The 24,732-nt window shown below is 60.3% G+C and carries 21 protein-coding genes; 8 read left to right on the forward strand and 13 right to left on the reverse strand.

The genetic code is table 11. The features are described from left to right. Positions 1-8: 8 nt before the first annotated feature. Together QYH43_RS24030 and QYH43_RS24035 are read left to right on the forward strand one after the other, a co-directional pair. Positions 9-893: a type II secretion system F family protein gene (locus tag QYH43_RS24030; protein ID WP_301158248.1), complete on the forward strand. Its 885-nt coding sequence runs from the start codon at positions 9-11 to the stop codon at positions 891-893. After that, positions 890-1,780: a type II secretion system F family protein gene (locus tag QYH43_RS24035; protein ID WP_301158249.1), complete on the forward strand. Its 891-nt coding sequence runs from the start codon at positions 890-892 to the stop codon at positions 1,778-1,780. The genes QYH43_RS24030 and QYH43_RS24035 overlap by 4 nt, the downstream gene beginning before the upstream one ends. A gap of 888 nt (positions 1,781-2,668) precedes the next feature. On the opposite strand, the gene QYH43_RS24040 is transcribed toward QYH43_RS24035, so the two are convergent. Together QYH43_RS24040 and QYH43_RS24045 are read right to left on the reverse strand one after the other, a co-directional pair. After that, positions 2,669-3,451, reverse strand: coding sequence for a response regulator transcription factor (locus QYH43_RS24040; protein WP_095056259.1), 783 nt, complete (start codon positions 3,449-3,451; stop codon positions 2,669-2,671). A 113-nt stretch (positions 3,452-3,564) separates the two neighbouring features. Continuing rightward, positions 3,565-4,035, reverse strand: coding sequence for a prepilin peptidase (locus QYH43_RS24045; RefSeq protein WP_095152317.1), 471 nt, complete (start codon positions 4,033-4,035; stop codon positions 3,565-3,567). A 75-nt stretch (positions 4,036-4,110) separates the two neighbouring features. Between QYH43_RS24045 and QYH43_RS24050 the strand changes: the two genes are divergently transcribed. Both QYH43_RS24050 and QYH43_RS24055 read left to right on the forward strand, forming a co-directional pair. Continuing rightward, positions 4,111-4,551, forward strand: coding sequence for a TadE/TadG family type IV pilus assembly protein (locus tag QYH43_RS24050; protein ID WP_095152316.1), 441 nt, complete (start codon positions 4,111-4,113; stop codon positions 4,549-4,551). Then, positions 4,548-7,301, forward strand: coding sequence for an ATP-binding protein (locus QYH43_RS24055; protein WP_301158250.1), 2,754 nt, complete (start codon positions 4,548-4,550; stop codon positions 7,299-7,301). The genes QYH43_RS24050 and QYH43_RS24055 overlap by 4 nt, the downstream gene beginning before the upstream one ends. On the opposite strand, the gene QYH43_RS24060 is transcribed toward QYH43_RS24055, so the two are convergent. The 5 genes from QYH43_RS24060 to QYH43_RS24080 all read right to left on the reverse strand — a co-directional run bounded on the left by QYH43_RS24060 (position 7,286) and on the right by QYH43_RS24080 (position 11,659). Further along, positions 7,286-9,208, reverse strand: a complete 1,923-nt coding sequence (locus QYH43_RS24060; RefSeq protein WP_301158251.1) for a pilus assembly protein TadG-related protein — start codon at positions 9,206-9,208, stop codon at positions 7,286-7,288. The two genes, QYH43_RS24055 and QYH43_RS24060, sit on opposite strands and share 16 nt — an antisense overlap. A gap of 148 nt (positions 9,209-9,356) precedes the next feature. Beyond that, positions 9,357-9,920, reverse strand: coding sequence for a DUF4136 domain-containing protein (locus QYH43_RS24065; RefSeq protein ID WP_095056264.1), 564 nt, complete (start codon positions 9,918-9,920; stop codon positions 9,357-9,359). A gap of 54 nt (positions 9,921-9,974) precedes the next feature. Further along, positions 9,975-10,595 (reverse strand): DUF4136 domain-containing protein, encoded by a 621-nt coding sequence (locus QYH43_RS24070; protein WP_301158252.1) that lies wholly within the window; start codon positions 10,593-10,595, stop codon positions 9,975-9,977. Positions 10,596-10,607: 12 nt separating this feature from the next. Then, complete coding sequence (locus QYH43_RS24075) at positions 10,608-11,357, reverse strand: methyltransferase domain-containing protein (RefSeq protein ID WP_095056266.1); 750 nt, start codon at positions 11,355-11,357, stop codon at positions 10,608-10,610. Next, on the reverse strand, positions 11,357-11,659 hold the full coding sequence (locus QYH43_RS24080) for a MazG-like family protein (RefSeq protein ID WP_095056267.1): 303 nt from the start codon (positions 11,657-11,659) through the stop codon (positions 11,357-11,359). The genes QYH43_RS24075 and QYH43_RS24080 overlap by 1 nt, the downstream gene beginning before the upstream one ends. 195 nt (positions 11,660-11,854) lie before the next feature. On the opposite strand from QYH43_RS24080, the gene QYH43_RS24085 reads away from it, so the two are divergent. After that, positions 11,855-12,148, forward strand: a complete 294-nt coding sequence (locus QYH43_RS24085; protein WP_095056268.1) for a hypothetical protein — start codon at positions 11,855-11,857, stop codon at positions 12,146-12,148. A 179-nt stretch (positions 12,149-12,327) separates the two neighbouring features. Next, entirely contained in the window at positions 12,328-13,677 is a 1,350-nt protein-coding gene (locus QYH43_RS24090; RefSeq protein WP_301158253.1) for an MATE family efflux transporter, read from the forward strand. Here the strand turns inward: QYH43_RS24090 and QYH43_RS24095 are convergent. The 6 genes from QYH43_RS24095 to QYH43_RS24120 all read right to left on the reverse strand — a co-directional run bounded on the left by QYH43_RS24095 (position 13,671) and on the right by QYH43_RS24120 (position 20,449). Beyond that, on the reverse strand, positions 13,671-14,465 hold the full coding sequence (locus QYH43_RS24095; protein ID WP_301158254.1) for a DUF4123 domain-containing protein: 795 nt from the start codon (positions 14,463-14,465) through the stop codon (positions 13,671-13,673). The two genes, QYH43_RS24090 and QYH43_RS24095, sit on opposite strands and share 7 nt — an antisense overlap. Next, positions 14,462-15,769 (reverse strand): type VI secretion system Vgr family protein, encoded by a 1,308-nt coding sequence (locus tag QYH43_RS24100; protein WP_301158255.1) that lies wholly within the window; start codon positions 15,767-15,769, stop codon positions 14,462-14,464. Before QYH43_RS24100 ends, QYH43_RS24095 begins: the two co-directional genes overlap by 4 nt. Before the next feature lie 231 nt (positions 15,770-16,000). Continuing rightward, the gene (speA, locus tag QYH43_RS24105; RefSeq protein WP_095056272.1) at positions 16,001-17,914 is read right to left on the reverse strand and encodes an arginine decarboxylase; all 1,914 of its coding nucleotides are present in this window, start codon (positions 17,912-17,914) and stop codon (positions 16,001-16,003) included. 219 nt (positions 17,915-18,133) lie between these two features. Further along, positions 18,134-18,505, reverse strand: coding sequence for a translation initiation factor Sui1 (locus QYH43_RS24110; RefSeq protein WP_301158256.1), 372 nt, complete (start codon positions 18,503-18,505; stop codon positions 18,134-18,136). Between the two features lie 303 nt (positions 18,506-18,808). Then, a complete protein-coding gene (locus QYH43_RS24115; RefSeq protein WP_301158257.1) occupies positions 18,809-19,378 on the reverse strand; it encodes an NUDIX hydrolase in 570 nt (189 codons plus the stop codon). A 3-nt stretch (positions 19,379-19,381) separates the two neighbouring features. After that, complete coding sequence (locus QYH43_RS24120) at positions 19,382-20,449, reverse strand: DUF2333 family protein (protein WP_095056275.1); 1,068 nt, start codon at positions 20,447-20,449, stop codon at positions 19,382-19,384. Between the two features lie 472 nt (positions 20,450-20,921). Here QYH43_RS24120 and gcbA point away from each other — a divergent pair, with 472 nt between their 5' ends. Both gcbA and QYH43_RS24130 read left to right on the forward strand, forming a co-directional pair. Next, entirely contained in the window at positions 20,922-22,592 is a 1,671-nt protein-coding gene (gene gcbA / locus QYH43_RS24125) for a diguanylate cyclase GcbA (protein WP_301158258.1), read from the forward strand. A 53-nt stretch (positions 22,593-22,645) separates the two neighbouring features. Beyond that, entirely contained in the window at positions 22,646-24,592 is a 1,947-nt protein-coding gene (locus QYH43_RS24130; protein ID WP_301158259.1) for a methyl-accepting chemotaxis protein, read from the forward strand. Positions 24,593-24,732 lie beyond the last annotated feature (140 nt).

The raw sequence follows: 24,732 nt of genomic DNA on the forward strand, positions 1-24,732 counted from the left end.
GCCTCGACATGCTCAGACCCGCGCTGCTGATCCTTGTTTGTCTGATCCTGTTCGGGCTGTCGCTGCGCTTTCTCTATAGCGGGCTGCGCCAGAACGGCACCGAGCGAATTCTTGGCCGTCTGAGCCAGGGACAACCGCAACGGATGCTGCCGAAATCATCCTGGAGCGGCCTCGAACGCGCGTTCCTGCGCGCAGGGCTCGGGCGCCCCACCGAACGGCTGGGCCTGTGGATTTCGTTGTGGGCATTGGGCGTGCTGATGGGGTTTGTCGTGTCGGGCTGGCTCGGCGCGTTGGTGTTGCTGGTGATGCCCCCGGTGATCGTGCGGCTGTTTGTCAGTTGGCGTTATCAGCGTCGCCTCACACGCATGATTGAACAACTGCCGACCTTGCTCGATCACGCCGTGCGCAGCCTGAAATCCGGCCGGACACTGTCCGATGCCGTGCTGGGCGCCATCGACACCGCCGCAGACCCGCTCAAAGATGCCATGGGCCGGGTTCAGCGCAACGTGCAGTTAGGCGTTGGCCTGGCCGAGGCCACTTCGGACTTTGCCGAACTGTACGAGAAAGATGAGCTGCGTCTGTTCGCACTCGGTTTGAAGGTCAATCACCGTTACGGCGGCAATGCCAGCGAGTTGCTGGAAAACCTGATCAAGATGATCCGCGAGCGGGAGCAGGCGGCGCGTCAATTGCGCGCAATGACCGGTGAAACCCGCATCACTGCGTTGGTTCTGGCGCTGCTTCCGGTCAGCGTTGCAGCTTACTTTCTGGCCACCAACCCGACCTATCTTCAGTGCATGTGGAGGGACAGTTCCGGACAAATGATGCTGGTGAGCGCGTTCGCTCTGCAGGTGGTCGGTTGCTTTGCGCTGTGGCGCATGATGCGCACCCTATGAAGATCTCATTACTGATCTGCGCGCTGCTGTTTCTCGGGGCTGGTCTGTTGTTGCTGCACAATTTGCTGGAACAACGACGCCGAGCGCGCCAGGTGACCCTGCGACTGGATGGCAAGTTGTCTGGCGACAACCGTTTCAACCAATGGCTGCAAATGCTGGGCGCCAGCCGTCTCGGGCAACTGTCGGTCAACATGGACAACGAAACCCTGACGCTGCTCAACCGTCTGGGGTGGCGCAGCGCCCGCCAGCGTTCACTGTTCGCCGCGCTGCAAGTGGGCGTGCCCTTGCTGGCGTTGGTTTTGTGCTTGCTCGGCCAGGAGCTGTTTTACCCGACGGTAAAAAACCACTGGGTGGCCCCGATCATCGCCATCGGCTTCGGTTATCTACTGCCAAAACGCTTTCTGGCTGCCGCAGCACAACGTCGACAACAACAGCTCGTCGTCGAGACCTCAACCTTCATTACGCTGCTGCGCATCCTGTTCGAATCGGGCATGGCGGTGGAACAATCCCTGCGCGTCCTGAGCCAGGAAGGCAAGCAACTGCTGCCCGCCCTGACCCATGAACTGCGTCTGGTGCTGGCGCGGGTAGACTCCGGCCTGGAACTGGGCGAAGAACTGAACAAGTCCAGCCACTTGTTGGCGGTCCAGGAGTTCACTGACACCTGCGTGATCTTGCAACAGCTGATCTACCAGGGCGGTGGCGCGATGAAATCCCTGCTGGCACTCAAACAGTTACTCGATGACCGCCGCCTGACACGCCTGCAGGAATACATCTCCAAAATGTCCGCCAAAATGTCCATCGTGATGATGGTGTTTCTCTTCCCGGCGTTGTTGATCGTACTGGCAGGCCCGGGCTTTACCGCATTGAGCCGGGCGTTTGCTCATTAGAGAGCGCCGTTTTTGGAACAAGATGGTGGGTCAGGGACTTTTTGTTGCTCGCCGATTTTGTGTACCCCTGAAAACAGTGTAGGAGCGCGTGCAGCAGCAAGATCAGGTTGGTTGGCAGGCCGTCATCGCTGGCAAGCCAGCTCCTACAATTGGACGAGTGCAGCCGCAACGTCAGGTTGGTTGGCAGGCCGTCATCGCTGGCAAGCCAGCTCCTACAATTGGACGAGTGCAGCCGCAACGTCAGGTCGGCTGTCAGGCCGTCATCGCTGGCAAGCCAGCTCCTACAATTGGACGAGTGCAGCCGCAACGTCAGGTCGGCTGTCAGGCCGTCATCGCTGGCAAGCCAGCTCCTACAATTGGACTGTGTGCAGCCGCAACGTCAGGTCGGCTGTCAGGCCGTCATCGCTGGCAAGCCAGCTCCTACAATTGGACTGTGTGCAGCAGCAAGATCAGGTCGGCTGTCAGGCCGTCATCGCTGGCAAGCCAGCTCCTACAATTGATCTCCGTACACCCGCGCTTCTCACCACTCATCAGGCCGAGCGTTAGCTCGCCTTCAGCTTTTGATCTTGATCCACCCGCCCCCTCGGCAGGCTGAGTGGAGGTGTTTATCCGGGGATTGGCGCGCAGCGCCGTTCGACGCAGTCGAACTCATTGCATGTAGGTCGAAGCGAAGCCGACCGGAGGGCAATGCCCCCGGATGAATGCCGGAGCGAAGGAACGCCGAGCCTCAGCGAGGGGCCGTACGTAAGGGGCGAGACCTTTTGGTTACTTTTGGGGCGTTCCCAAAAGTGACTCGCCGTAAGGGCGAAACCGCCAGCCGCCGTTACCGCAAAAACGGATATGTACTCAATCAACCAACAGCCTGGTCGGCCCAGAGGCCGCCAAGGATCAATGCGCCGTAACCCGCTGCCGCAACCCGGAATTACTGGGCGACAACGCCAACGCCAACTGCGTCCGGTTATGCATATGCGTCAACCGCAAAACCTGCGACACATACAACTTCACCGTGTTCTCGGTAATCCCCAACTCACAGGCCACCTGATAATTGGTATTCCCCTTGCCCACCAACCGGGCCACATCCAGTTGCCGCGGCGACAGCTGATTGAAAATCGCCGGCATCTCGACCGAGTCAGTCTCCATAACACCCGGGTCATGTCGGTCTACCGATTGCGGGCCGCGTCGCACCTTGTCCAGGTCCTGATACAGATCATCGATCGACTCGGACAAGTACTGAAGCTTCTGATTCAAGTGGCCCAATTGCTGGTTCTTGTGCTTTTCCTGCAAGACCATTTCCTGACGCTGCAACCCTTCGAGCAGCTCATCCAGATCAATCGGCTTCTGGTAATAGTCGGCAATCCCGGCGCGCAACGCCTTGATCACGTCCTGCTTGTCGGCGCAGCCGGTGAGCATGATCGCTTCGAATGCACGATGCTTGCCCGACAGTCGTTGCAACTCCTCCACCAGCTGGATCCCGTCCATGCCAGGCATGTGCAGATCGCACAGCACCAGACCGATATCGAGGTCCTCCTTGAAACGCTCGATGGCCTGATGGCCGGACTCGCAAGGAACACAGCGGTAACCTTTGCTCTCCAGAAATTCACACAGTTCTTCAACGATCATTAGCGCATCGTCGACCACAAGGACTTTTACTGCCGAAGTAAACTTGTTCACGTGCAACTCCCTGTGAGGCCAAACATTGACCCGTCTTCACTGACAGCCACAGGCTGTACAACTACTGACTGAAAAATAGACTTAGTTTCCGGCGATGTACATACGAGTCATCTCTAATGGAACCACGCGAACGTCAGCATCAGGCCCACTAACACAAAGGGCGCAAATGGCTGCTTCTTTGACATTCCAGGTGCCAGGTAAAGAAGATGGCTTCTAAGCCCTTGACTCATATGAAGCCAGACTCTTGGCGCCAGCAGCAGCCAAAAAACACTGGCCAATCCGGCGCCGATAAACGTGCCCAATACATGTGTACCGTCCGTCGCAAGACCCAGTGCAGCCATCAGTTTTACGTCGCCGGCGCCCAAACGCCCCAGGGCATAGCCCGGCAAGGTGAACGCCAGAGCCAACAACAATGCCCAGCCACCCTGCTCTGCACCGGCCCCCAGCCAGGTTGTGCCGCTCCACAACAAATAAGCCAACGCCAACATCCCGGCCCCCAGGGTCAAGCTGTTGGCGATGTGACGTTCCCGAGCATCCTGTGCCGCGCAGAGCGCCAGCCAGATCAGTAGGACAACACTCTGCATCTGCTAATAAACGTCCGTTTTGGCTGAATGATTCTATGATGATATTACCTAGTGATGGTCAGGGTAGACGCACTCATGAGAAACAGCCTCCCGCACAAACAAAAAGGTGCCGCCGCGATTGAGTTCGCTCTGGTGTTCATCGTTTTTTTTTCCGTGTTCTACGGCATTGTCAGTTACAGCCTGCCGATGCTGCTGATGCAATCATTCAACCAGTCGACCGCCGAAGCCGTAAGGCGCAGCGTCGCGCTGGACCCGACCACACCCGGTTACGCAAGCGCGCTGACGGCGCTAGCCACGGCGGAGCTGAAGAATCAATTGTCCTGGATTCCCCCCGCGCTGGCATTCAATGCGGCCACCGACACCAGCGCCACATTCGTGGGCGGCGTATTGAAAGTCAGCGTCAACTACCCGACCAGTAAAATTAACGCCGTTATCCCGTTTCTGAACCTGCCGGTTATCGGTCAAGTGCCCAACCTGCCGGCCACCCTGACAGCCAGTTCGAGCCTGCAATTTTGAGCGCTGGGGACAAGTTGTTCGGCCGTCTGCTCAACCGCTATCCGCAGCCCCGGCAGGAGCCGCCCGAGACGCAGTGGGTGCAGTGTTTCGGTTTGCAGGTCCAACTCAATGCCGAAGGCCGGGTCATGCAGTTGACCGGTCCATTGCGGCATCTGCTGGCACAGCGGGTCCCGAACGCCCGGGCGCCTCATCTTCTCGACTTGCTTTTACCCCACAGCAGCCTGGCCATCGAAGGCTCGCCCGCTGATTGGCAGGGCCAGAACCTGGACCTGGACTTCTACACCCTGAACGGTGCCCCGCTGCATCTGCGCGGCTGGGTACAACCCTTCGGCGATGCCTGGTTGTTGCAACTGCTGGACATCGGTGACCTGTTGCTGGAGCGGCGGCAATCGCACAACCGCGAGCAGTGCCAACGGCTGGCCATGCAAATCGCTGAGCAGTTGCGCCTGTGCAGCCTGACGCGCCTGCCGGACGTGCTGACCGAGCAACTGCAAAACCTGGCACAGCGCTTTCAGATTCCATGCCTTGCCCTGGCCTTGCCGGATGAGCAGGAACACGGCTGGCAGATTCAACAGCAGTACGCCGCGTTCGACGCCCCACAGCTCTGGCAAAACGGTCAGCGCCTGGGCACTGGCCTCGACAGTTTGAGCGGTTCTGCGCCGCAGTATCTGACCCTGCGCGAACACCCGCGCCTGCAAGGCACCTTCGGCAATGCTGACGGCTTCGCGGTGCCCTATCACGATGCGAACGGGGTGGTCGCCTGGTTGCTCTGCGGTTTCTATGCAGTACAACAACGCGCGCCGGATACTACCGAGCGCGACTGGCAGCAGCTGACAGCTGCGCTCGCCGCGCCTTTGCTTGAACGTCTGCGCGAACATCGACATCAGTTGCAGCTCGAGCGTCTTGAGTCGCTGCAAGCCCTGCTGGGCACCGGCTGGTGGGAAATGTTCAGCGACAGCGACGAGGTGCAGCTGGCCCCTTCGCTGGCCAATACGCTGAACCTGGGAACATCGCGTTTATCGGTGCAGGATTGGCTTGAGCAGGTGTATCCCGCCGACCGCGAAGTGTTGCGCCGTCGCCTGCAAGACTTGCGGGATGACGGCCTGTCCATGCTGCTTTGCGTGCGCCTGTATCGCCCCGACGATGGACCCGAACCGATCTGGTATCGCCTGCAAGGCCAGGCGCTGGGGTTGGGTAAAAGCCGTCGGCTGGTGGGTTTCATGCTCGACATCAGCGACATCAAGAATCAGGAGCAACGCGCCGCCGCCGCCCATGCGCGGCTGGACAACCTGATCGCCAGTTCTCCGGCGGTGATCTACGTGCAGCGTTACGTCGAAGGCGCGTTGCAACCGACGTTCTTCAGCGACAGCCTGCTGCCACTATTGGGCTGGAGCCTCGCCGATTGCGCACCCGATACGCTGGTGGACCGGGTTCACCCCGACGACCGCTCGCAGTACTTCGAACGCACCCGACTGTTGCTGCGCGAAGGTTCCGTGCGTGCCCGCTATCGCCTGCGCGACAGCCGTGGCGATTATCACTGGCTGCTCGACGAAGCCAAATTACTGCGTGATGACCTCGGCTTGCCGGTCGAAGCCGTGGGGCTGTGGCTGGATGTCACCGAAGCGACCCTGGCCGCGGAACAGGTCAAGCAAAGTGAAGAGCGCTACCGGATTCTGGTGGAAGACTCACCGGCGATGATCTGCCGCTACCGCCCGGACTTGACCCTGACGTTCGGCAACCGGCCGCTGGCCATGTACCTGGAACTGACGCCCGAGCAATTGCCGGGGATGAATCTGGGCAACTGGATGTCTCAGGCGCAGCGCGATGCCTTCACCCAACGGCTGAATCAGCTGAGCCCCGAGTTCCCGATCAGCACCGCCGAAATCAACCTGCAACTGCCCGGACGTGAACACGCGTGGTGGGTCTGGTCCGACCGCGGGGTGTTCGACGAGCAAGGTCAATTGCTGGAAATCCAGGCCGTGGGTCGTGACAACACGGAAGTACGGCGCTCGCAGCAGCAACTTACTCAAAGCGCGAAAATGGCCACGCTGGGCGAAATGGCCACCGGCCTGGCCCATGAGATCAATCAGCCGTTGAACGTGATGCGCATGGCCGTCGTCAACGTGCTCAAGCGCCTGAGCACCGGTGAGGTGCAGGTCGATTACCTGACCGACAAACTCAATCGCATCGACTCACAAGTGCAGCGTGCTGCGCGGGTGGTGGATCACATGCGGGTGTTCGGCCGCCGTTCGGAAATCGAGCAGCATCCGTTCAATCCGGCCCTGGCCATCGAAGGCACGCTGGCACTGCTGGCCGAGGGCATGCGTGGCAAAGGCGTCGACCTGCGGATCAGCGAGGCCGGTTTTGACGTGCAGGTGCGTGGCCACGTCGATCAACTGGAACAGGTGCTGATCAACCTGATGGTCAACGCTCGGGATGCCTTGCTCGGTAAACGCGAAGGCAACCCGGCGTTCAAACCCTGGATCTCGGTCAATGCCGAACGCGATGCCCAGGTTGTGCGGTTATGGGTCGAGGACAACGGTGGCGGTATCGATCCACGCCTGCTGGAAAGGATTTTCGAGCCATTCTTCACGACCAAACCGGTGGGGGTTGGTACCGGTTTGGGGCTGTCGGTCAGTTACGGCATCGTCGAAAACATGGGCGGCAAACTGAGCGTGATAAACGCCACCGAGGGTGCACGGTTTTGTATTGAGTTGCCGATTGTGCAAGAGGATCAAATCACCAGGTAGGCTTTACCCTTCTCTCCGCAGGTCAGGTTGAACCCGACGTCGACCTTGTTGACGTCGATGCCGAGACTGGACAGTAGTCCATCGAGGATAGGGTCGACCAATGGCGCCAGCAGACCGCTGATACCCGTGCTCAACAACGAAATCACCTGCGTCAGCGTCGACAGCAAGGTGTTGAGCAATGTGCCCAACAAACTGCTCGTCAGGACGGGGTCATGCGAAATCAATTCCACGCCCCCAAGCGTGCCATTCAGACTACCAACCACGCCTGACACCATCACGGGATGCGTCGGGTTCGGCGGCACGTTTACATCGTGAGGATTGGCAAAGGCGAAATTGGGTTCACTGACACCGGCCACCGAACTGTCGATCATGATTTCACTGCCACCGCCGCCGAAAGGTTTTCGCGCGCCACAGCCGGACATGTTGCAGGTTTGTGTGCCGATATCAAACAGTGTCACGGGCGAAAGGGCTTCAGACGTGGAAGACGAGAGCCAGATAGCCGGGTCGATCCGCCCGACTTTAACTTGCAGCGTAGAAATGTCGGTGCTGGCGCTGAGGCTTTTGCTGGCTGGGGTGGCGCAGCTGTAATCGGTGACATAGCTGCGCCCCACTCCCGCTTCAAGCCCCACGTCCAGGTTCAGCCCGTCGGGCATGAAGCTCAAATCGGTCTGGGTACAACTCAAGACGCAGGTCGGGCTCAGCAGCGTATTGATCAGCCCCACCACCGTATCCAACAACCCTTTGACGACCTGCAAAACCGCATTGATCAGCGACAGATCGACCGACACCAGCACTCGCACCTGCGCCGTGCGTACATAGATTCGGTTCGCCCCCAATGGATTGAGTTTGGCCAGCGCCGGATCGCCTATCGCCGAAAACTGCGGGGGCTCAATAATCTTGATGCGCGTTGTCACGCCCGCCAGCCCCAGGACATTGACTGGCAGCACGGCGGTCACGCCGCTGTTTTTGTTCGAAAGCTGAACAACCCCCTGAATCAACTGAAACAGCTGCACAGAGGCATCCAGGCCCGCCGCCTCATTACCGGTTTGCAATTGCAGCAAGTCACCCAGTTTGATGGGCGAAGCGCCAGTGGCGGCCACCTGCAAATTGACCAATGCGGTGGTGACCTCAGCCGTGGCGCCATTTTGGGTCGCTGCATTGGCGGCGGCTTTGATGAACTTGGTCACAGAGCCTTGGGCGTTCAGCAGCCCGGTGTAATCACCCGCCGTCACCCCCAGCTGAATGGCCAACTGGTCCATGAATTTCAACAGGTTGATATCGGTGTTGATCAAACCATCCCAGCCCAGGGCTGTGAGGTTCACATTACCGCCCAACAACGTCGAGAACAGTGGATTGAGCAGGTTTGATCTAGAGGTATCCGCCCCCGCCAGGGTGCTGCGGATACTGAGCTGCGCCAGTGTCATCTTGGGCTCGGCGGCAACCGCAGTAGCGCCGAGCCGGGTAGTCAGACTGACCGGATCACCCGACAACAATGCACCAATGCCGGCCGCCACGCTGGTTTGGACTGTATGGGTGGCAATGACCTGCACCGCTGCGCTTTTGGTGGCATCGGCCATAAACGTGCGAAGGTGATTGGCACCCGTCTGCAAGGTGCCGCAACTGACGGCCAGGGTACGATCGGCATTGACGGTAAAACCGTTCCGCGTGGCGCTTTGAGTGGCGTACGTCGTCGCAGTCTGCCCGGCCCGACAATTGCCATCACGGGTGACCGCTTCCAGTGCGGCCGTGTCAGCGACGCGTTGCAAACTGCGCTGCTCCAGATAAAGCCTGCCGCTATCGACCACCAACAACATGAAGCCCAGGGCCGTGGTCAGGGTCAACGCGGCCATCAGGCCAATCGCGCCCTGTTGCCGGGCCGGACCGCGAAACTGCATACGGGAAGACATGGCGCACTCCTTTGCCGGCGCACAGCCGGGCGCAACCTCCGTGGGTGACAAGGAGTGTAGTCAAGGGTGATCGAGGTCGCTGGCAACTCGCCACTTCCGGCAATAAAAAACCCCCGGCGGCGAAACAGGGGGTCGAGAGGCGTTAAGGCTAGGATCTGCGCGGAGGATAGTTGGCCAGAATCCGCGTGACCGTTTCATGGATGGCCGTGCTGCGATCTGACGGATTCGGACTGCCACTGAGCATTTGCTCATCGCTGCCGCGCCACACCAGTTTGCCGTCCTTGCCGTCGAGCAGGTCGATCTGGATGGTCGCGACCTTGTAGGAAACCAGGCGGGTTTCGTTGTACATCGGCGCGCCATAGTAGCCATACCATGGGTTACCCCAGCCACCGCCATAATTGGTGGTCACCTGTTGCTGGCGCTCTTCGACAATCAGGTAGGTCTGCACATTCAAGTCAGCCTTGGCGTCCGCGGCGGCTGGACGCAGACCACGCTGATCCAGTTGATCGGTCACCGCCTCGCGCACGCGTTGCTCGGTCAGGTCACTCTTGATCCGCGGATCATCGGGACGGTATTGCAGCGCGGGCTCTTTCCAGCTCCAGCTGTGATAAGCCGCGAAGTCACGGCTGGCGTCATAGTCGTGATTGACCTGGTTGGCGGCGCAGGCACTGAGCAGCGCAGCCACTGCCAGTAAAACGAAACGGCGAAGCATGATGATTCTCCGGTGGAAAGCAGAAACCTGCGAAATGCTTCTTATCTACAGAAGCTAACTGGGAGGATACGCCGACATGGCCTTTTCCACAGCCTCCCGAATGGCATCGGTGCGCTGGCTTTCGCTGCCCCGGTTGCTGGTTTCGGCACTGGAACTCCAGACCGGCTGACCGCTCTGGGCGTCATACATATCCACTTGCACCACGACGACCTCTTCCGAATACGTACGAATGACCGGCACGGCGGTGTACGCACCGTAACCATTGCCGTAGCGGTTGTAACCGCCATAACCGCCGTAATAGGCACCGCCGTAATAATCGTCCTGAGCCTGGCGCAAGCGGGTTTCCATGCGCAGGTCGGCACTGACGAACAGGTCGGCCGGGCGATTATCGTGCAACGGGCGCAAGCCACGTTGATCCAGCGCACTGCTGACCGCTTCGGCCACCTGCGCCGAGTCCGCCCAGGCCGTGCCCGCTGGCAGTTGCCCGTCGAGCCAGGCCCAGCTGCGGTAGCGTCCGTAGTCACGGGGCGCCGCCGGGTAGGCACTGCGGTCGAAGGTTTTGGCGGCCTGGGCCGGCGCCGGAGGCAAGGGGTTGGACGTGGCCACGTAAGGGTTGCTGCCCTGGCAAGCGGTCAACCCCAGACAGATCACCAACAACCCTGAACGAGTTTTCATTTCGTACTCCGATCAGACCGGCCGGCAAATCCAGTGCAAGTAACGCCCGAGCCCGGCAAAGCTCGGGTGACGACGGTGGGCCAGTTCCATTTCCAGCAAGTCCACCAACTCGGCGCGGGCCTGGAATTCCACCGGCATGTAATCGTGAAAAACCCGCACGCCACTCTGGGTTTCGACCTGCCACAAACCCTCAAGTTGCGCCGCCAGCTCGCGTGGATCAAGGGGCTGTTGCGGGGTCAGGCTCTGCTTTTCACCGGCCATGTCGTTCTTGCGCATCTTGCGGAAATGGCCCTTGAGCAAGTTGCGGTAAATCAATGCGTCGCGGTTGTAGAACGCGAGGGACAGCCAGCCGTCCGACTTGGTCAATTGATGCAGCACCGGCAAAATCGCATGGGGTTCAGCCAGCCATTCCAGCACCGCGTGGCACAGCACCAGATCGTAAGGTTCGGTGAGCTGGCCCAGCAGGTCTTGCCATGGCGCCTGGATAAACGTCGCCGTCTGCCCTGCGTCGGCGAAGCGTTGGCGAGCGCCTTCAAGCATCGGCTCGGCGGGCTCGGCGAGGGTCACCTGATGCCCGCGCTCGGCCAGCCACAACGACATGTGACCCAGGCCGGCGCCGATGTCCAGCACGCGCAGCGGTCGATCCGGCAGGGTTTCGGACAGGTCGGCCTGCAACACCGCGAGACGGATTGCACCTTTGGCGCCACCGTAGATTTTTTCGGCGAAACGGGTCGCCAACTGGTCGAAGTGACGGTCGCTCATCAGGTAAACCTCCGCTCGCTGTCCGCCAGTTTGCTGCGCACCACTTGCTCCATGTCCAGACCCAACTCGCTGCACAGCAACAACAGATACAGGACGATATCGCCGACTTCCTGCCCGGCGTGCGCGAGCTTGTCTGTCGGCAACTGGCGTGACTGCTCTTCGCTCAGCCACTGGAAAATTTCTACCAGCTCGGCCATCTCCACGCTCGCGGCCATGGCCAGGTTTTTCGGGCTGTGAAATTGCCGCCAGTCATTGCGATCACGGATGGCGTGCAGGCGTTCGGTCAGTTCAACAAGGTTCATCGGGCTCTCCTGAAGGCGTATAGCTTCGGGGGGATGACCGAGGATGGCAAGTGACAACGTTTAATGCCGGATGATCCGTCGCTTTCGCGAGCAAGCCCGCTCCCACAGGTACGGTGCAACCCTCTATGCTTGTGGGAACTCGGCAGCATGATCGACAGCCCAAGACTCACTCTCTTTAATCAGGACGCTCACTCCATGCAGGTAGAAGGTTTTTCCGAATGGCTCGGCCAGGCACTTGGCTCGATCATCCGTTTCATCGTTGATGGCCTCAGTGGGTTGTTCAACTTGCTGAGCAATGCCAGCAGCAACTTTGTCGAAGGCTTGTCCAGCGCGTTGGGCATGGATACCTCGATTGTCAGCATCATTACCTTGATCCTCGGGCTGATCCTGCTGTGGTCGGCCATCCGCGCATTTCTCAATGCGTCGTTCATCATGGGCATCATCTGGTTGATGCTGGGGCTTTGGTTGCTCAGCTGGATCATCCACTAGCCCTGCACAATTACCTGTGGCGAGGGAGCTTGCTCCCGCTCGGCTGCGAAGCAGTCGCCTGCGGTCTGATGACAAAAAGGGCCGCTTCGCGCCCCAACGGGAGCAAGCTCCCTCACCACAATAGATCGCAGTATGCTCTCGATGTGTCGCTACAATGCCCGCTCCCCCAAGGAGCCTGCATGTCCAACCTGACCGCCGACTGGCGCGACCGCCCTACCCATCGCAGGGTCTGGGCGCTGGCCGCGCCGATGATTCTCTCGAACATTTCCGTACCGCTGGTGGCGCTGGTCGACAGTACCGTCATCGGTCACCTGCCCCACGCCCATCAACTTGGCGCCGTGGCGGTTGGCGCCAGCCTGTACACCTTCCTCGCCTGGGCCATGGGCTTTCTGCGCATGGGTTCCACCGGATTCGCGGCGCAAGCCGCCGGGCGCGGGGATGGCACGGCGTTAAGGCAAATTCTATTGCAAGGTTTGCTGCTGGCCATGGGACTGGCAATTGTATTGGGCGCGGTGGGCGTGCCGTTGAGCGGGGTCGCGTTGCACTTCATGCAACCTTCGGCAGAACTCGATCAGCTGACCCGCGAATTCTTTCACACCCGCTTGTTCGGACTGCCGGCGGCACTGGCCAGTTACGCGCTGGTCGGCTGGTTCCTCGGCACCCAGAATGCCCGGGCACCGCTGGCGATTTTGCTGAGCACCAACCTGGTCAACATTGCCCTGAACCTGTGGTTCGTCCTTGGCCTGGAATGGGGTGTGGTCGGCGCCGCCCGGGCCTCGGTGATTGCCGAATGGACCGGTGCACTGATCGGCCTGTTGATGACCCGCAAGGCCTTGCGCGCCTACCCCGGGCATATCGTCTGGGCGGCATTGGCGGTGTGGCAGAGTTGGCGTCCACTGCTGGCGGTCAACCGCGACATTTTCATTCGTAGCCTGGCGCTGCAATCTGTGTTTTTCCTGATCACCGTGCAAGGCGCGCGACTGGGCGATGCCACGGTCGCCGCCAACGCCCTTTTGCTCAATGGCCTGCTGCTGACCGCCCACGCCCTCGATGGTCTGGCCCATGCTGTGGAAGCCCTGTGCGGGCACGCCATCGGCGCCCGCGATCGCGATGCCCTGCGCCGTTCATTGGTGCTGGCGTGCGGTTGGTCGTTATTGGCGAGCCTGGGGTTTGCAGTGCTGTTTCTGTTCGCGGGGCATCTGTTCATCGAGATGCAGACCGACATTCAAAGCGTGCGCGACACCGCGTTCATCTACCTGCCTTACCTGGCGGCACTGCCGATGATTGCGGTCTGGAGTTACCTGCTCGACGGCCTGTTCATCGGCGCCACCCGCGCCCGGGAAATGCGCAACGGCATGCTGCTGACGGTGGCGCTGGTGGTGCCGTTCGGCTGGTTGCTGCAAGACCGGGGCAACCACGGCCTGTGGATAACCTTCCTGTTGTTCATGTTACTGCGCAGCCTGACGCTCGGCGTGATCGCCTGGCGCCTGCGTCGCAACGATGGCTGGTTCACCCGCGCCACTCACTGATCGCGCTGCCACAGGCGGCGCAGATTATCGAGTCGTTCCTGCTGAGTCAGCCCCGACAGCGGCGGCTCAGGCACGGCGTCGGGATGCTGCAATCGTAGCCATAACCAGTCATCGAGCACCGCACGCTCGCTGAAACCCAACACCAACCCCTCCTGCAGTTTGGCCCACAGATCGGGATACTCAGTGGCGGTGGATCGGCTCCAGCACCAGGCATGTTGTTCGAGCAGGCACAGTTGAAGTTTTTCCTGTTGCCCGGCGCTGAGGTCTTCTTCAACGGCCAACGGCCTCACCGTCAATCCGGGGTTTTGCAAGCGTTGCCAACCGTCACAGCCCATTGCGCGGTCAGCCCAGGTTCCGCCGAACCAGCGCAACTGGCTGATCGGCCCCAGCCAGCGACTCAGCTCTGCGGCATCACAAGCGTCGAAAAAGTAGCTTGCGGTGTTCGGGTTGAAGTAGCTCAGCATGGCCCGGTGCAGGCCGAACGTGACGGTCAGCATGCGCCGCAGATGGGCCAGCAATGACGTGGTCGATGTTTCACTGGCAATCAGCAAGCCGCGCCAGCGCCGCCCATCCACGCGGTACAAATCAGCCAGGGCCGGGCATGTCCGCAGATCGACGAGGATCGGTCCCTGCGCCTTTTGCGCCTGCCATTCCGTGCCCTCGAACAACCAGAACCAACGCGCCTGCCCGAACGCCTGTTGCAACACTTCTACCGCCGCTGACGCGGCCATTGCCTCAAGCAACAACCATTGCGCAGGCGAGTCAGGCGTGGACGGGGCCGCGATCATACGCCACCGCTCTGGCCGAACCGTGTCGCCGCCCGACAGGTACATAACACCTGCGCACAATGATTGAAGCTGCCGCCACCAGGCAGCAGACACAGCAACATCAATGGTTCACCGGAGCGTAACCATTGCGGCAGTCCCACCTCATCTGCAGCGTCCGGGGATGACACGCAATCGACTATTTCTTCCGTAGCGTTTGGTATATGCAGCAGTCCGGTGATCAGGGGTTGATCCGGATCACCTTCGATAAAACTCACGACCAGTTCAGTACCCTCTCGCAACGGCGCGACAGAGCTGGCCTGAAGTTGTGCGTCCAGCGCCAGCCAGCAATGGCTGGGCACCGCGCCCTCTCCCTGATAGAGCCAGTCGAACTGCACCGGCACCGGCCTGCCCGGGTCGGGGAGCGGCTCATCGACATCGACCACCCACGCGCGATGCAGGCTGTGCATCCGCGGTTTGACGGCCGGACACGCCAGCTCGAAGGACGCCGTCAAGTGAAGTGCCCGGACCTGATTGCGATAAGGCATTGCCAGATCCTGACTGCCCTGATGGCTGATATCAGTCAGCAACCAAAGGTGATTACACTCCGAGTCCGGGTGACCCGACAGCGGCATCAACTGGCCGCTGCGCAAGGTCGTCAGGTCCGTAAAACACTCTGCCGACTGACCGCATCGCTGATGCTCAAATTGCCGCACGGCCGGTGGCCCACCTTCGACCCTGAACATCACAGGCTCGCCCAACGGAAAATGCCGTTGATCATCGCTGAACACCATGCAATGCCGACAAGCCTGATGTTCGAAACGGTAATGCAGCCGTTCTTCGGCGCACAGCCGTTGGAGAAACTGCAGATCCGACTCCCGAAACTGCGTGCAGAAATCCCGGGGCGGGTAATCATCGCTCAATTCGAAACGCCGTGAGGCGCCGACGATACCGTGCTCCCTGAGGACCTGATCGAGAATCTCCGGCACTGGCCGACCACTGAAAATTCGCTGACTGAAGCGCTGGGCCAGACAGGTCAACCTGGGGCCCAGACGCACCTGACAAAGCCTGCTCCCTGCGCCGTGATCGCGCTGGACGATTTCGTGCAATTGACCATGGATACAACTATCCGCAGGCCCGACATGCAAAGTGGCCGAACGGTACAACAGGCTGGCGAGGTCAAGCGTCGGGTCATCGATCAGCAGGTCCATGTCGAACACAAACGGTTCGCTGATGGCCTCGCTACCGGTAAAGGCCAAGACTTCGAAGGCGTCGGGCAGTCCTGCTACATCCAGACGAAATGAAGGCTCGCTGACTGGATCGAACATCGCGTTTCTCTACAGGAGGGGCGGCCGGGGATTCTCGCCGAGAGGCATGGCCGAGTAGAGAGCTGAAATACAACTTAGGAAATGACCTACGCGAAAAGAAGACCAAATGGCCTGGATCGCCGAGGACGTGGGAAATTTCGCGGTGGATAAGAGAGTCGCCGCACCAGGTCATCTGAAATTTCCGCAGCAGACGGTAAATTTTCAGACGACCTGATGAGCGTGAGACTTACCTCAAGAAGACAGGTAAGACGAACGGGTCAGGCCCAAACGCAAGGCATCGAGGAACTGGGTGCGCTCGGAGGCACTGATGCGGGCGCTGGCGCACTTGTCGCGGTAGTGGGTCATCAGCTCTTCCGGCGACAAGTGCACGTAACGCAGCATGTCTTCGATGGTGTCGTGGGTTTCGATACCGGCGTGGTACACGCTGCCGTCGGCGTTCTGGTAGATGTTCACCGAATCGGTGTCACCAAACAGGTTGTGCATGTCACCGAGAATTTCCTGATAGGCGCCGACCAGGAACACACCCAACAGGTAGTCCTCGCCTTCCTTCAGGGCATGCACCGGCAAACTGGTCTCGATGCTCTGCTCGTCGACGTACTGGTTGATCTTGCCGTCGGAGTCGCAGGTCAGGTCTTGCAGTACCGCGCGACGCAGCGGCTCTTCGTCGAGACGGTGCAGCGGGATGATCGGCAGGACCTGGTCGATGGCCCAGGTGTCCGGCAGGCTCTGGAACACCGAGAAGTTGCAGATGTACTTGTCGGCCAGCTTGTCGTTGAGTTCGTCAAGCACCTGACGGTGGGAACGCTGACGTGCCTTCAACGAGTTGTGCAGGCGACGGCACACGGCGAAGTAGCACTGCTCGGCCAGGGCTTTCTCGGCCAGGGTCAGTTTGCCGTCGGCGTACTGGGAAGCAATGTCACTCATGTAGTGCGTGGCGCGCCAGTAGGTTTCGGTGACCATCTCGATGTCGGTCGGACCCAGCAGGTCTACCAGCCATTGTACGGTTTCCGGCAGCGACTCCTTGTTCTCGATCTGCGGCACGTCGTCGTTGTGTTTCTCGACGTCGGTCACCTGGATCACCAGCATCGCGTGGTGCGCGGTCAGGGAACGGCCGCTTTCGGAGAAGATGTTCGGGTGCGGCAGGCTCTGCGCGTCGCAGAACTCCTTGAGCATCCCGACCACGACACCGGCGTAATCGTCCATGTCGTAGTTGATCGAACTGGCGTTACGCGAATGCGTGCCGTCGTAGTCCACGCCCAGGCCACCGCCGACGTCGATGTGATCCACCGGCAGACCGAGGTTGCGCAGTTCGCCGTAGTAACGGATCGCTTCCTTGAAGCCATGCTGGTAGTCCGCCAGATTGGCAATTTGCGAACCCATGTGGAAGTGCAGCAGGCGAATGCCCTGGTCCAGACCGGCCGCGCGGAAACGCTCGACCACCGACAGCAGTTGCGCCGCCGACAGACCGAACTTGGATTTCTCGCCGCCAGTGTCCGCCCACTTGCTCGAGGCCAGGGACGACAGACGCACGCGCAGACCGACCTGTGGCTTGACCTTCAGCGAGGCCGCTTCTTCGATCACCAGGCCGACTTCGGATTCTTTCTCGATCACGATGAACACGTTGTGGCCGAGCTTCTGGCCCATCAGCGCCAGACGAATGAACTCGCGGTCCTTGTAGCCGTTGCAGACGATGGTGCCGCCCTTCGGCGCCAGTGCCAGCACCGCCAGCAGTTCAGGCTTGGAGCCCGCTTCCAGACCGATGGACACGTTCTGGGTAGCGATGATGTTTTCGATCACCGCCTCCTGCTGATTCACCTTGATCGGGTACAGCGCGGTGTACTTGCTCTGGTATTCCAGACGCTCGATGTTGGCGTCGAATGCGCCGGTCAGCTGACGCACGCGGTCTTGCAGAATGTCGGGGAAGCGCACCAGCAACGGCAAGGACAGGCCGCTTTTGCGCAGCTGGTCGACTTGCTCGAACAGGTCGATAGGCGAACTGCTCGGCCCGTTCGGACGAACTTCGACGCGACCGGCGTCATTGATCGCGAAATACCCGGCCCCCCAATGGCGAATCCCGTAAACGCTGCGGCTGTCCGCAACTGTCCATTGGCTGCCATCGTCTTTGCGTGTGCGTCGTACGGACATCGAAGTCCCCTATAAAGAAGTCATAGTGCGTCGCCTGGGTTCAGGCCGGCGCAGTCTAAAGAATGAAAATGACGGTTCGTCAACGGGGCAATAGACCCCGCCGACCGCAGTGAGTTTAGATACCGGTCATGAACAGGCTCTGTGAAAACCATGTAGACGATGCCGGACCTGAATGTCATCAGGACCGGATCAAGCCGGGGGTGGTTTTCACAGAGGCTGCTAGCCGCCGGACTTCTTTGCCTTGAAACCGTGCTTGATCAGTTCAGCCAAGAGTAGCTCGACATGATCGCCCTGGATTTCAATGATCCCGTCTTTCAACGCCCCACCGGTCCCACAGCGTTTCTTCAACGTCGTGGCCAGCTCCCTGAGCGCGTCTTCTGCCAACGGCACACCGGTGATGGTAGTCACCGTCTTGCCGCCACGGCCCTTGCTTTCGCGACGCACGCGAGCGATGCCGTCGCCGACCGGGATAACGCTTTGTTTGCAGATACAGGCGTCCACCGGCTTACTGCATTCCGGGCAATGACGACCTGCGTCGGTGGAAAATACCAAGCCACCGAGGGCGGCGAAGGATGCGGCTTTTTTGGCCACCGGCAATCCTCTTTGGAGGACAAAGACTGGTCGCAGCACCTGGGCAGGGCTATCGACCGCGAAGCCCCACTCAGGCAGGGGCAGCGCTACTGAAACGGCACAACATTCACGTCACTGTAGGAGCGAGCTTGCTCGCGATGAACTCAAAGGCGACGCGTTCATTCTGGATGCCCGCGTTATCGTTGACGTCCATCGCGAGCAAGCTCGCTCCTACAGCAACAACAAGCAATACCGGTTCAGCTTTAAAAGGTCGCGCAGTGTAACGGCAAAAACGCCGATTGCTAAGAGCCAATCGGCGCCAATTTATAGCGGTTTTGCGACGTCGGTTTGTCGTGAACGCAGATAGCGCTTCAACGCGGCCAAAGAGTCCGGGCAATAAGGCTTTTGCTCGATTTCCAGCATGACCTGATCGATGGGGATAAAGCGCGCTTCCAGCACCTCTTCAGGTTGCAGGATCAACGGGCCGTCCCACACCGCCGAAAAGGCCGAACACCAGAGACGATTGCCGGTGTCTTCAAAGAAAAAGTGGTCATGGGCAGTCAGCTCTACGCCACTCACGCCCAACTCTTCTTCAAGCTCCCGGGCCGCCGATTCGGCGTAAGTTTCACTGGCGAGCACCATGCCACCTGCCGCCACGTCCCAGTAGCCGGGATAAATCGCCTTGCTGAGCGTGCGCCGATGCACACACAGCTCACCGGCAGAATTGAACAACATGATGTAGGTGCCGCGCCCGATCAACCCGCGCTCGCGCAAATCGGAACGGACCAGGGCGCCGAGCAGGTTGTCCTGCTCGTCGACCCAGGCGATTTGCTCGGCATCCGAGGCCGCACGGTGCGCGGCCTCTCGCAGGTTATAGATGGAGCTATCGACCATGACTCAGCCCTGATTGAGCAGTTGACGCAAATCGATCACCGCCGCGTTGGCCCGGGAAATGTAGTTGGCCATGACCAGCGAGTGGTTGGCCAGCACGCCGAAGCCGCTGCCATTGAGAATCATCGGGCTCCAGACTGGCTCCTGCGAGGCTTCCAGTTCGCGAATGATCTGACGCACGCTGACGGTAGCGTTCTTCTTGGCCAATACATCGGCGAAGTCGACTTCGATGGCGCGCAGCAGGTGAGACAAGGCCCACGCCTGACCACGGGCTTCATAGAACACGTTATCGATCTGCATCCACGGCGTCTCGACGACTTCTTCGTCGACCTGCGGCGCCACACCCGGTACCACGACTTCGGTTTTCAACGCGGTATTGAGCTTGACTCGGCCAACGCTGGCCGACAGCCGTTGCGACAGCGAACCCAGACGAGTCCCGACATCACCCAGCCAATTGTTGAGGTTGTCGGCGCGGGCATAGAACAGCGCGCTCTTCTGGTTCGGATCGGACAGGCGCGCCTGATAGCGGCTCAGGGAATTGATGCCTTCCTGGTATTCCGACTCACTGGATGGCAGCACCCAGCTTTTATTGTCGAAGTTGAAACGCGGCTCGGCCTTGGCCAGATCGGCGTCTTCGGCGGACTGCGACTGCGAACGGGCGAAGTCTTTGCGCAACGCACGGCTCAGGTCGCGGACCTGCACCAGCACGCCGTATTCCCAGCTCGGCATGTTGTCCATCCACAAGCCCGGCGGGAACCGGTCATTGGAAATGTAGCCGCCCGGCTTGGTCAGCAAAGTGCCGGCGACGGTCTTGAGGGTTTCGACCGTGGTGTAGCCGACGACCATCTGCTTACCTTCTTTTTCGGCCGCTTGCTGGGCCGTTTGCTGGACCGGGAACAGCGCGGGTTCCTGGCTCCAGTACCATCCCAAAACACTCGCCACCAGCAGGTAAAGAGCAATCAGAGTGGCCAGCGCCCGGCTGAACAACAGGCCGCCCAGATAACTGCGGGTGTCCGATTTCGGCTCAGCGGCACGTTCGGGCGCACTGCCTGCGCGGTTTTTCCAGTCCAGCATGGCGATATCCTTTCAATCACTTGAGTTCACGGTTCGACCACAACCATACAACAACGTGCCTTCGCCCGGCACGCGCCCATTGTGCTGATGGCAGAAATTGCCGCACCTGCGGACAAAAAACTCCGCCCTGAACGGCAGCGCTGTGCAACGCAAATACGGCTAATGGATGGGATCGCACCCACTAAGGGAATCCCTGATGCCCTTTTAGCCCGAAACGACTCCGCGGAGAAAACCGGATGCCTGCACCGTCGCTCATCCCCGCGAAACGCAACGGTCAGCACCAAACGTCCATGAACAAAGCTCCCCGCCACCTTCCACCCAGACTTTACGGGCCAAAAGCAGACTGACCGGTCAGAAACTGAATGAGATTACATTGCAGATTATTGACGTATAGCGCTCATGTAACCGAAAAGTGGTGCTAGCATAGAGCCACCACTCGACCTCAGCGCGCCCCCTAATCAGTAGTCAGGATATGACCGAGCCAGAAGATCCCAGCCGCGAGCGCCTCAAGCACCACTTTGCCCAGCGGGTAATTCATCAGGCACGTCAGATTCTTGAGATATGGCAGCGCCTGCAGCGCAGTGAGTGGTCCACCGCCGACCTTGCGGAATTGAGCGAAGCCAACCTGCGCCTGTTGCGCTTTGCCGAGCGCTTCGAACAACCGGAACACTCGCAACTGGCGCTGCATATCGGTCAGTCGCTGGAGGCTGTGGACGCCAATCGCGGACGCCTGAGCAGTGGCCTGATCACCGACCTCAATCGCTTGATGCAACGCCTGTCGCGCACCGGCCTGCGCCAAGGCGATCAGCTCGATCAGACGTTCCTGCCGCCTCTGCGCAAACCGATCTACGTCATGCTTCAGGATCACGACCGCGCCGAGCGCCTGGCCAAACAACTGGAATTCTTCGGGCTCAGTGCCCAATGCCTGGACAGTGTCGCTGCGTTTCGCGCCTCGATGATCGAGCGCCTGCCGGCGGCCATTGTCATGGACGTCGACTTCAGTGGTCCCGGCATCGGCCTGAAACTGGCCGCCGAAGCCCAGGAAGGCCTGGATCATCAGTTGCCGCTGTTGTTCTTCAGCCTGCACGAAACCGACACACCCACCCGTCTCGCCGCCGTGCGTGCCGGTGGCCAGGAGTTTTTGACCGGCACCCTCGAAGCGTCGAGTCTGCTGGAAAAAATCGAAGTCCTGACCTGCGTTGCCCAGTACGAACCTTATAAAGTGCTGATCATCGACGACTCCCGCGCCCAGGCCTTGCACACCGAGCGCCTGCTCAACAGCGCCGGGATCGTCACCCGGACGTTGATCGAGCCGATCCAGGCCATGGCCGAACTGGCGGATTTTCAACCCGACCTGATCATCCTCGACATGTACATGCCGGCCTGCACCGGGACGGAACTGGCCAAGGTGATCCGCCACAACGACCGTTATGTCAGCGTGCCGATCATCTACTTGTCCGCCGAAGACGACCTGGACAAACAACTCGACGCCATGAGCGAAGGCGGCGACGACTTCCTGACCAAACCGATCAAGCCGCGGCACTTGATCACCACCGTGCGCAACCGTGCGGCGCGTGCGCGCAACCTCAAGGCGCGAATGGTCCGCGACAGCCTCACCGGCCTGTACAACCACACCCACATTTTGCAATTGCTCGAAGATTGCTCGTTCCGCGCCCGTCGCGAGAACAAGCCGCTGAGCTTTGCCATGCTCGACATCGACCACTTCAAACGGGTCAACGACAGCCACGGCCACCCCATGGGCGACCGAGTGATCAAGAGCCTGGCACTGTTCCTCAAGCAACGGTTGCGCAAAACCGACTTCATCGGCCGTTACGGCGGCGAGGAATTCGCGATTGTGATGCCGGATACCGATATCGAAGCGGCCTACAGCGTGCTCGACGAAATCCGACAGCGCTTTGCCGAAATTCACTACCCGGCGCAGCCCCAGGACCTCTGGTGCACGTTCAGCGCCGGGGTGGTCGAGCTGTGCGAAAGCTCGGACAGCCTGACGATGGCCAGTCAGGCAGACGAAGCCCTGTACCGCGCCAAACATGGCGGACGCAACCGCGTGCAAGCTGCACGGGCGTCAAAGCAAAGTGCCACTTTTTTATCGGAATCGACCGATACAGTCATAACTTTGTAATAGAAACGCAATAACTTCAGGCCCTTACCATTTCTGCCGTTGGTAGTCCCGTAATGCGCCTGAAGCTGCTGACCAATCTCAATACCCTTCTGTTGGTGGCCGTTTGTGTCGCCCTCGGCGCCACGCTGTGGTGGTCACAAAAAGCCCTTGAGCGTCCATACCTGTTAATGGAGCGCTACCTGGGCCTGTCGCAGACTTTCCAGAATGAAGTCGCGCGTAGCGTTGAGGATTATCTCGGCAGCGGCGATGCCTTGCGCCTGAGCAGCGCCAGCCAGGCCATTGAGGGCGTTCAAAAAGAACTCGATGAGTTGCCGCCGACACTGGCCGAGACCCTGCGTCCCAGCCTGTCGAACCTGAGCGAATTCAGCAAAACCGACCTGCTGGCGGCCGGCAAGCTCGCCGGCGACCCACAAGCGCTGTTGCTGCAAGCTGAACGGGAGCTCGGCGCCAACCTTGATCAGCTCAACCAATACGCCAGCGGCAACGCGGCCTACCTGGCGCCATTGCTGGCCGCCTCGCAACATCTGGGCAAGTTGTCGCTGGCCCGGGACAAGCTGGTCAGCAGCGGTCGCAGTGAGCTGGCCGCCGATGTCGAACGCGAAGTCGGCAACATTCGCGCTCAAGCGGAAAAGCTGGGCGCCCTGCCGTTGCTCGGCGTAACAGCCAGCAGCGAATCGAACACCGATGATTTCGCCTCGATGATGGGTTTGGAGAACACCGAAAAAGCCGCTGCCGAAGATGCCGGCGTCGGACTCAAACGCGAACTCAACAGCCTGCTCACCCGCTACCCGGCCGAACTCGCACGCACTCGTGATCAAATCCAGAAGCGCGCCGACCTCAGCGCGGCAACACACCTGAAAATCGCCGATGTGCAACAGGCTATCGCCGGGCTGGAGCCCGTGGTGCGGGCCCAGCACGGGCAGATCCAGAGCGAAGTGCGATTGATTCAAGGCATCATGATCGGCCTGATCTTGCTGATTGCCCTGCTAATCGACACGCTGCAACGCAAACTCGCCCGGACCCTGACCAACCTCGCCCCGGCCCTGTCGACCTGGGCCGAAGGCGACTTCAGCCGCGACATTCAACTGGGCAACACCAACCGTGAACTGCATGACATCGAAGCGTCGCTCAATCGCCTGCGTGCCTATCTGGTGGACCTGGTGGGGACCATTCGCCGCAACGCCGAACAGGTCGCCGGCAGCAGCCGAACCCTGGCTGACCTCAGTAACGACCTGCACGACGGAGCGGAACATCAGGCCGGTGATACGGCACTGATCCGCGACTCGCTCAGTGAGCTGGAAGCCACCATCCAGCAAGTGGCCGGCGATGCCAGCCAGGCTGCCGACGCCAGTCGTCATGCGGGGCTGGCGGTCGAGCACGGACAGAAAGTCATCGGCCTGAGCCTCACAGGCCTGCATGCGTTGGTGGACGAAGTGCAAGGCAATGCGCAGATGATCGAGCACCTGGCCGAGGAGTCCGCCACGATCGGCGGCGTGTTGACTGTCATTTGCTCGATTGCCGACCAGACCAACCTGCTGGCCCTCAACGCCGCTATCGAAGCCGCTCGTGCCGGGGAAATGGGCCGGGGGTTTGCCGTGGTGGCGGAAGAAGTGCGCTCACTGGCACAACGCACCGCCGGGGCCACGGCCGAGATCCAAACCTTGATCGCCGGCCTGCAAACCGCCGCCCGGCAATCGGTGGAAGGCATGCGCGCCCAGGTCGAACACGCCCAAGCCACCGCCAGCCAGGCTCAGGCGGCTGACGGCGCGCTGGATAAAATCGTCGGGGCGATCCAGACCATTTCCGACACCGCTGTGCGCATCGCCGATGTCACCGCACAACAGAGCGGCGCCGTCAGCGAAATCCGCGATCACAGCGAGCGGATTCACCAGCTGGGTGGGGATAACTTGCTGCGTATCGGCGAGGGGCGTGAGCAAGGGGAAAACCTGCTGGTACTGGGTGGGCGATTGCATACTGCCGTTCAGGCCTTTCGCGTCTGACGTACCTTTGTGACGAGGGGGCTTGCCCCCGTCCGGTTGCGCAGCAACCGAATCCGATGCTTCGCGGTCCGCCAATTGAAATGAAGGGCAGGGTTTGGGTCCGCTTCGCGGTCCAACGGGGGCAAGCCCCCTCGCCACAA

The sequence above is a fragment of the Pseudomonas sp. C32 genome (assembly GCF_030417915.1).
In the GTDB taxonomy this organism is placed as follows: domain Bacteria; phylum Pseudomonadota; class Gammaproteobacteria; order Pseudomonadales; family Pseudomonadaceae; genus Aquipseudomonas.

Coding starts and splice junctions, on each gene's coding strand:
- QYH43_RS24030 (WP_301158248.1), top strand. CDS start 9: ATGCTCAGACCCGCGCTGCTGATCCTTGTTTGTCTGATCCTGTTCGGG.
- QYH43_RS24035 (WP_301158249.1), top strand. CDS start 890: ATGAAGATCTCATTACTGATCTGCGCGCTGCTGTTTCTCGGGGCTGGT.
- QYH43_RS24045 (WP_095152317.1), bottom strand. CDS start 4,035: ATGCAGAGTGTTGTCCTACTGATCTGGCTGGCGCTCTGCGCGGCACAG.
- QYH43_RS24050 (WP_095152316.1), top strand. CDS start 4,111: ATGAGAAACAGCCTCCCGCACAAACAAAAAGGTGCCGCCGCGATTGAG.
- QYH43_RS24060 (WP_301158251.1), bottom strand. CDS start 9,208: ATGTCTTCCCGTATGCAGTTTCGCGGTCCGGCCCGGCAACAGGGCGCG.
- QYH43_RS24065 (WP_095056264.1), bottom strand. CDS start 9,920: ATGCTTCGCCGTTTCGTTTTACTGGCAGTGGCTGCGCTGCTCAGTGCC.
- QYH43_RS24070 (WP_301158252.1), bottom strand. CDS start 10,595: ATGAAAACTCGTTCAGGGTTGTTGGTGATCTGTCTGGGGTTGACCGCT.
- QYH43_RS24075 (WP_095056266.1), bottom strand. CDS start 11,357: ATGAGCGACCGTCACTTCGACCAGTTGGCGACCCGTTTCGCCGAAAAA.
- QYH43_RS24080 (WP_095056267.1), bottom strand. CDS start 11,659: ATGAACCTTGTTGAACTGACCGAACGCCTGCACGCCATCCGTGATCGC.
- QYH43_RS24085 (WP_095056268.1), top strand. CDS start 11,855: ATGCAGGTAGAAGGTTTTTCCGAATGGCTCGGCCAGGCACTTGGCTCG.
- QYH43_RS24090 (WP_301158253.1), top strand. CDS start 12,328: ATGTCCAACCTGACCGCCGACTGGCGCGACCGCCCTACCCATCGCAGG.
- QYH43_RS24095 (WP_301158254.1), bottom strand. CDS start 14,465: ATGATCGCGGCCCCGTCCACGCCTGACTCGCCTGCGCAATGGTTGTTG.
- QYH43_RS24100 (WP_301158255.1), bottom strand. CDS start 15,769: ATGTTCGATCCAGTCAGCGAGCCTTCATTTCGTCTGGATGTAGCAGGA.
- speA (WP_095056272.1), bottom strand. CDS start 17,914: ATGTCCGTACGACGCACACGCAAAGACGATGGCAGCCAATGGACAGTT.
- QYH43_RS24115 (WP_301158257.1), bottom strand. CDS start 19,378: ATGGTCGATAGCTCCATCTATAACCTGCGAGAGGCCGCGCACCGTGCG.
- QYH43_RS24120 (WP_095056275.1), bottom strand. CDS start 20,449: ATGCTGGACTGGAAAAACCGCGCAGGCAGTGCGCCCGAACGTGCCGCT.
- gcbA (WP_301158258.1), top strand. CDS start 20,922: ATGACCGAGCCAGAAGATCCCAGCCGCGAGCGCCTCAAGCACCACTTT.
- QYH43_RS24130 (WP_301158259.1), top strand. CDS start 22,646: ATGCGCCTGAAGCTGCTGACCAATCTCAATACCCTTCTGTTGGTGGCC.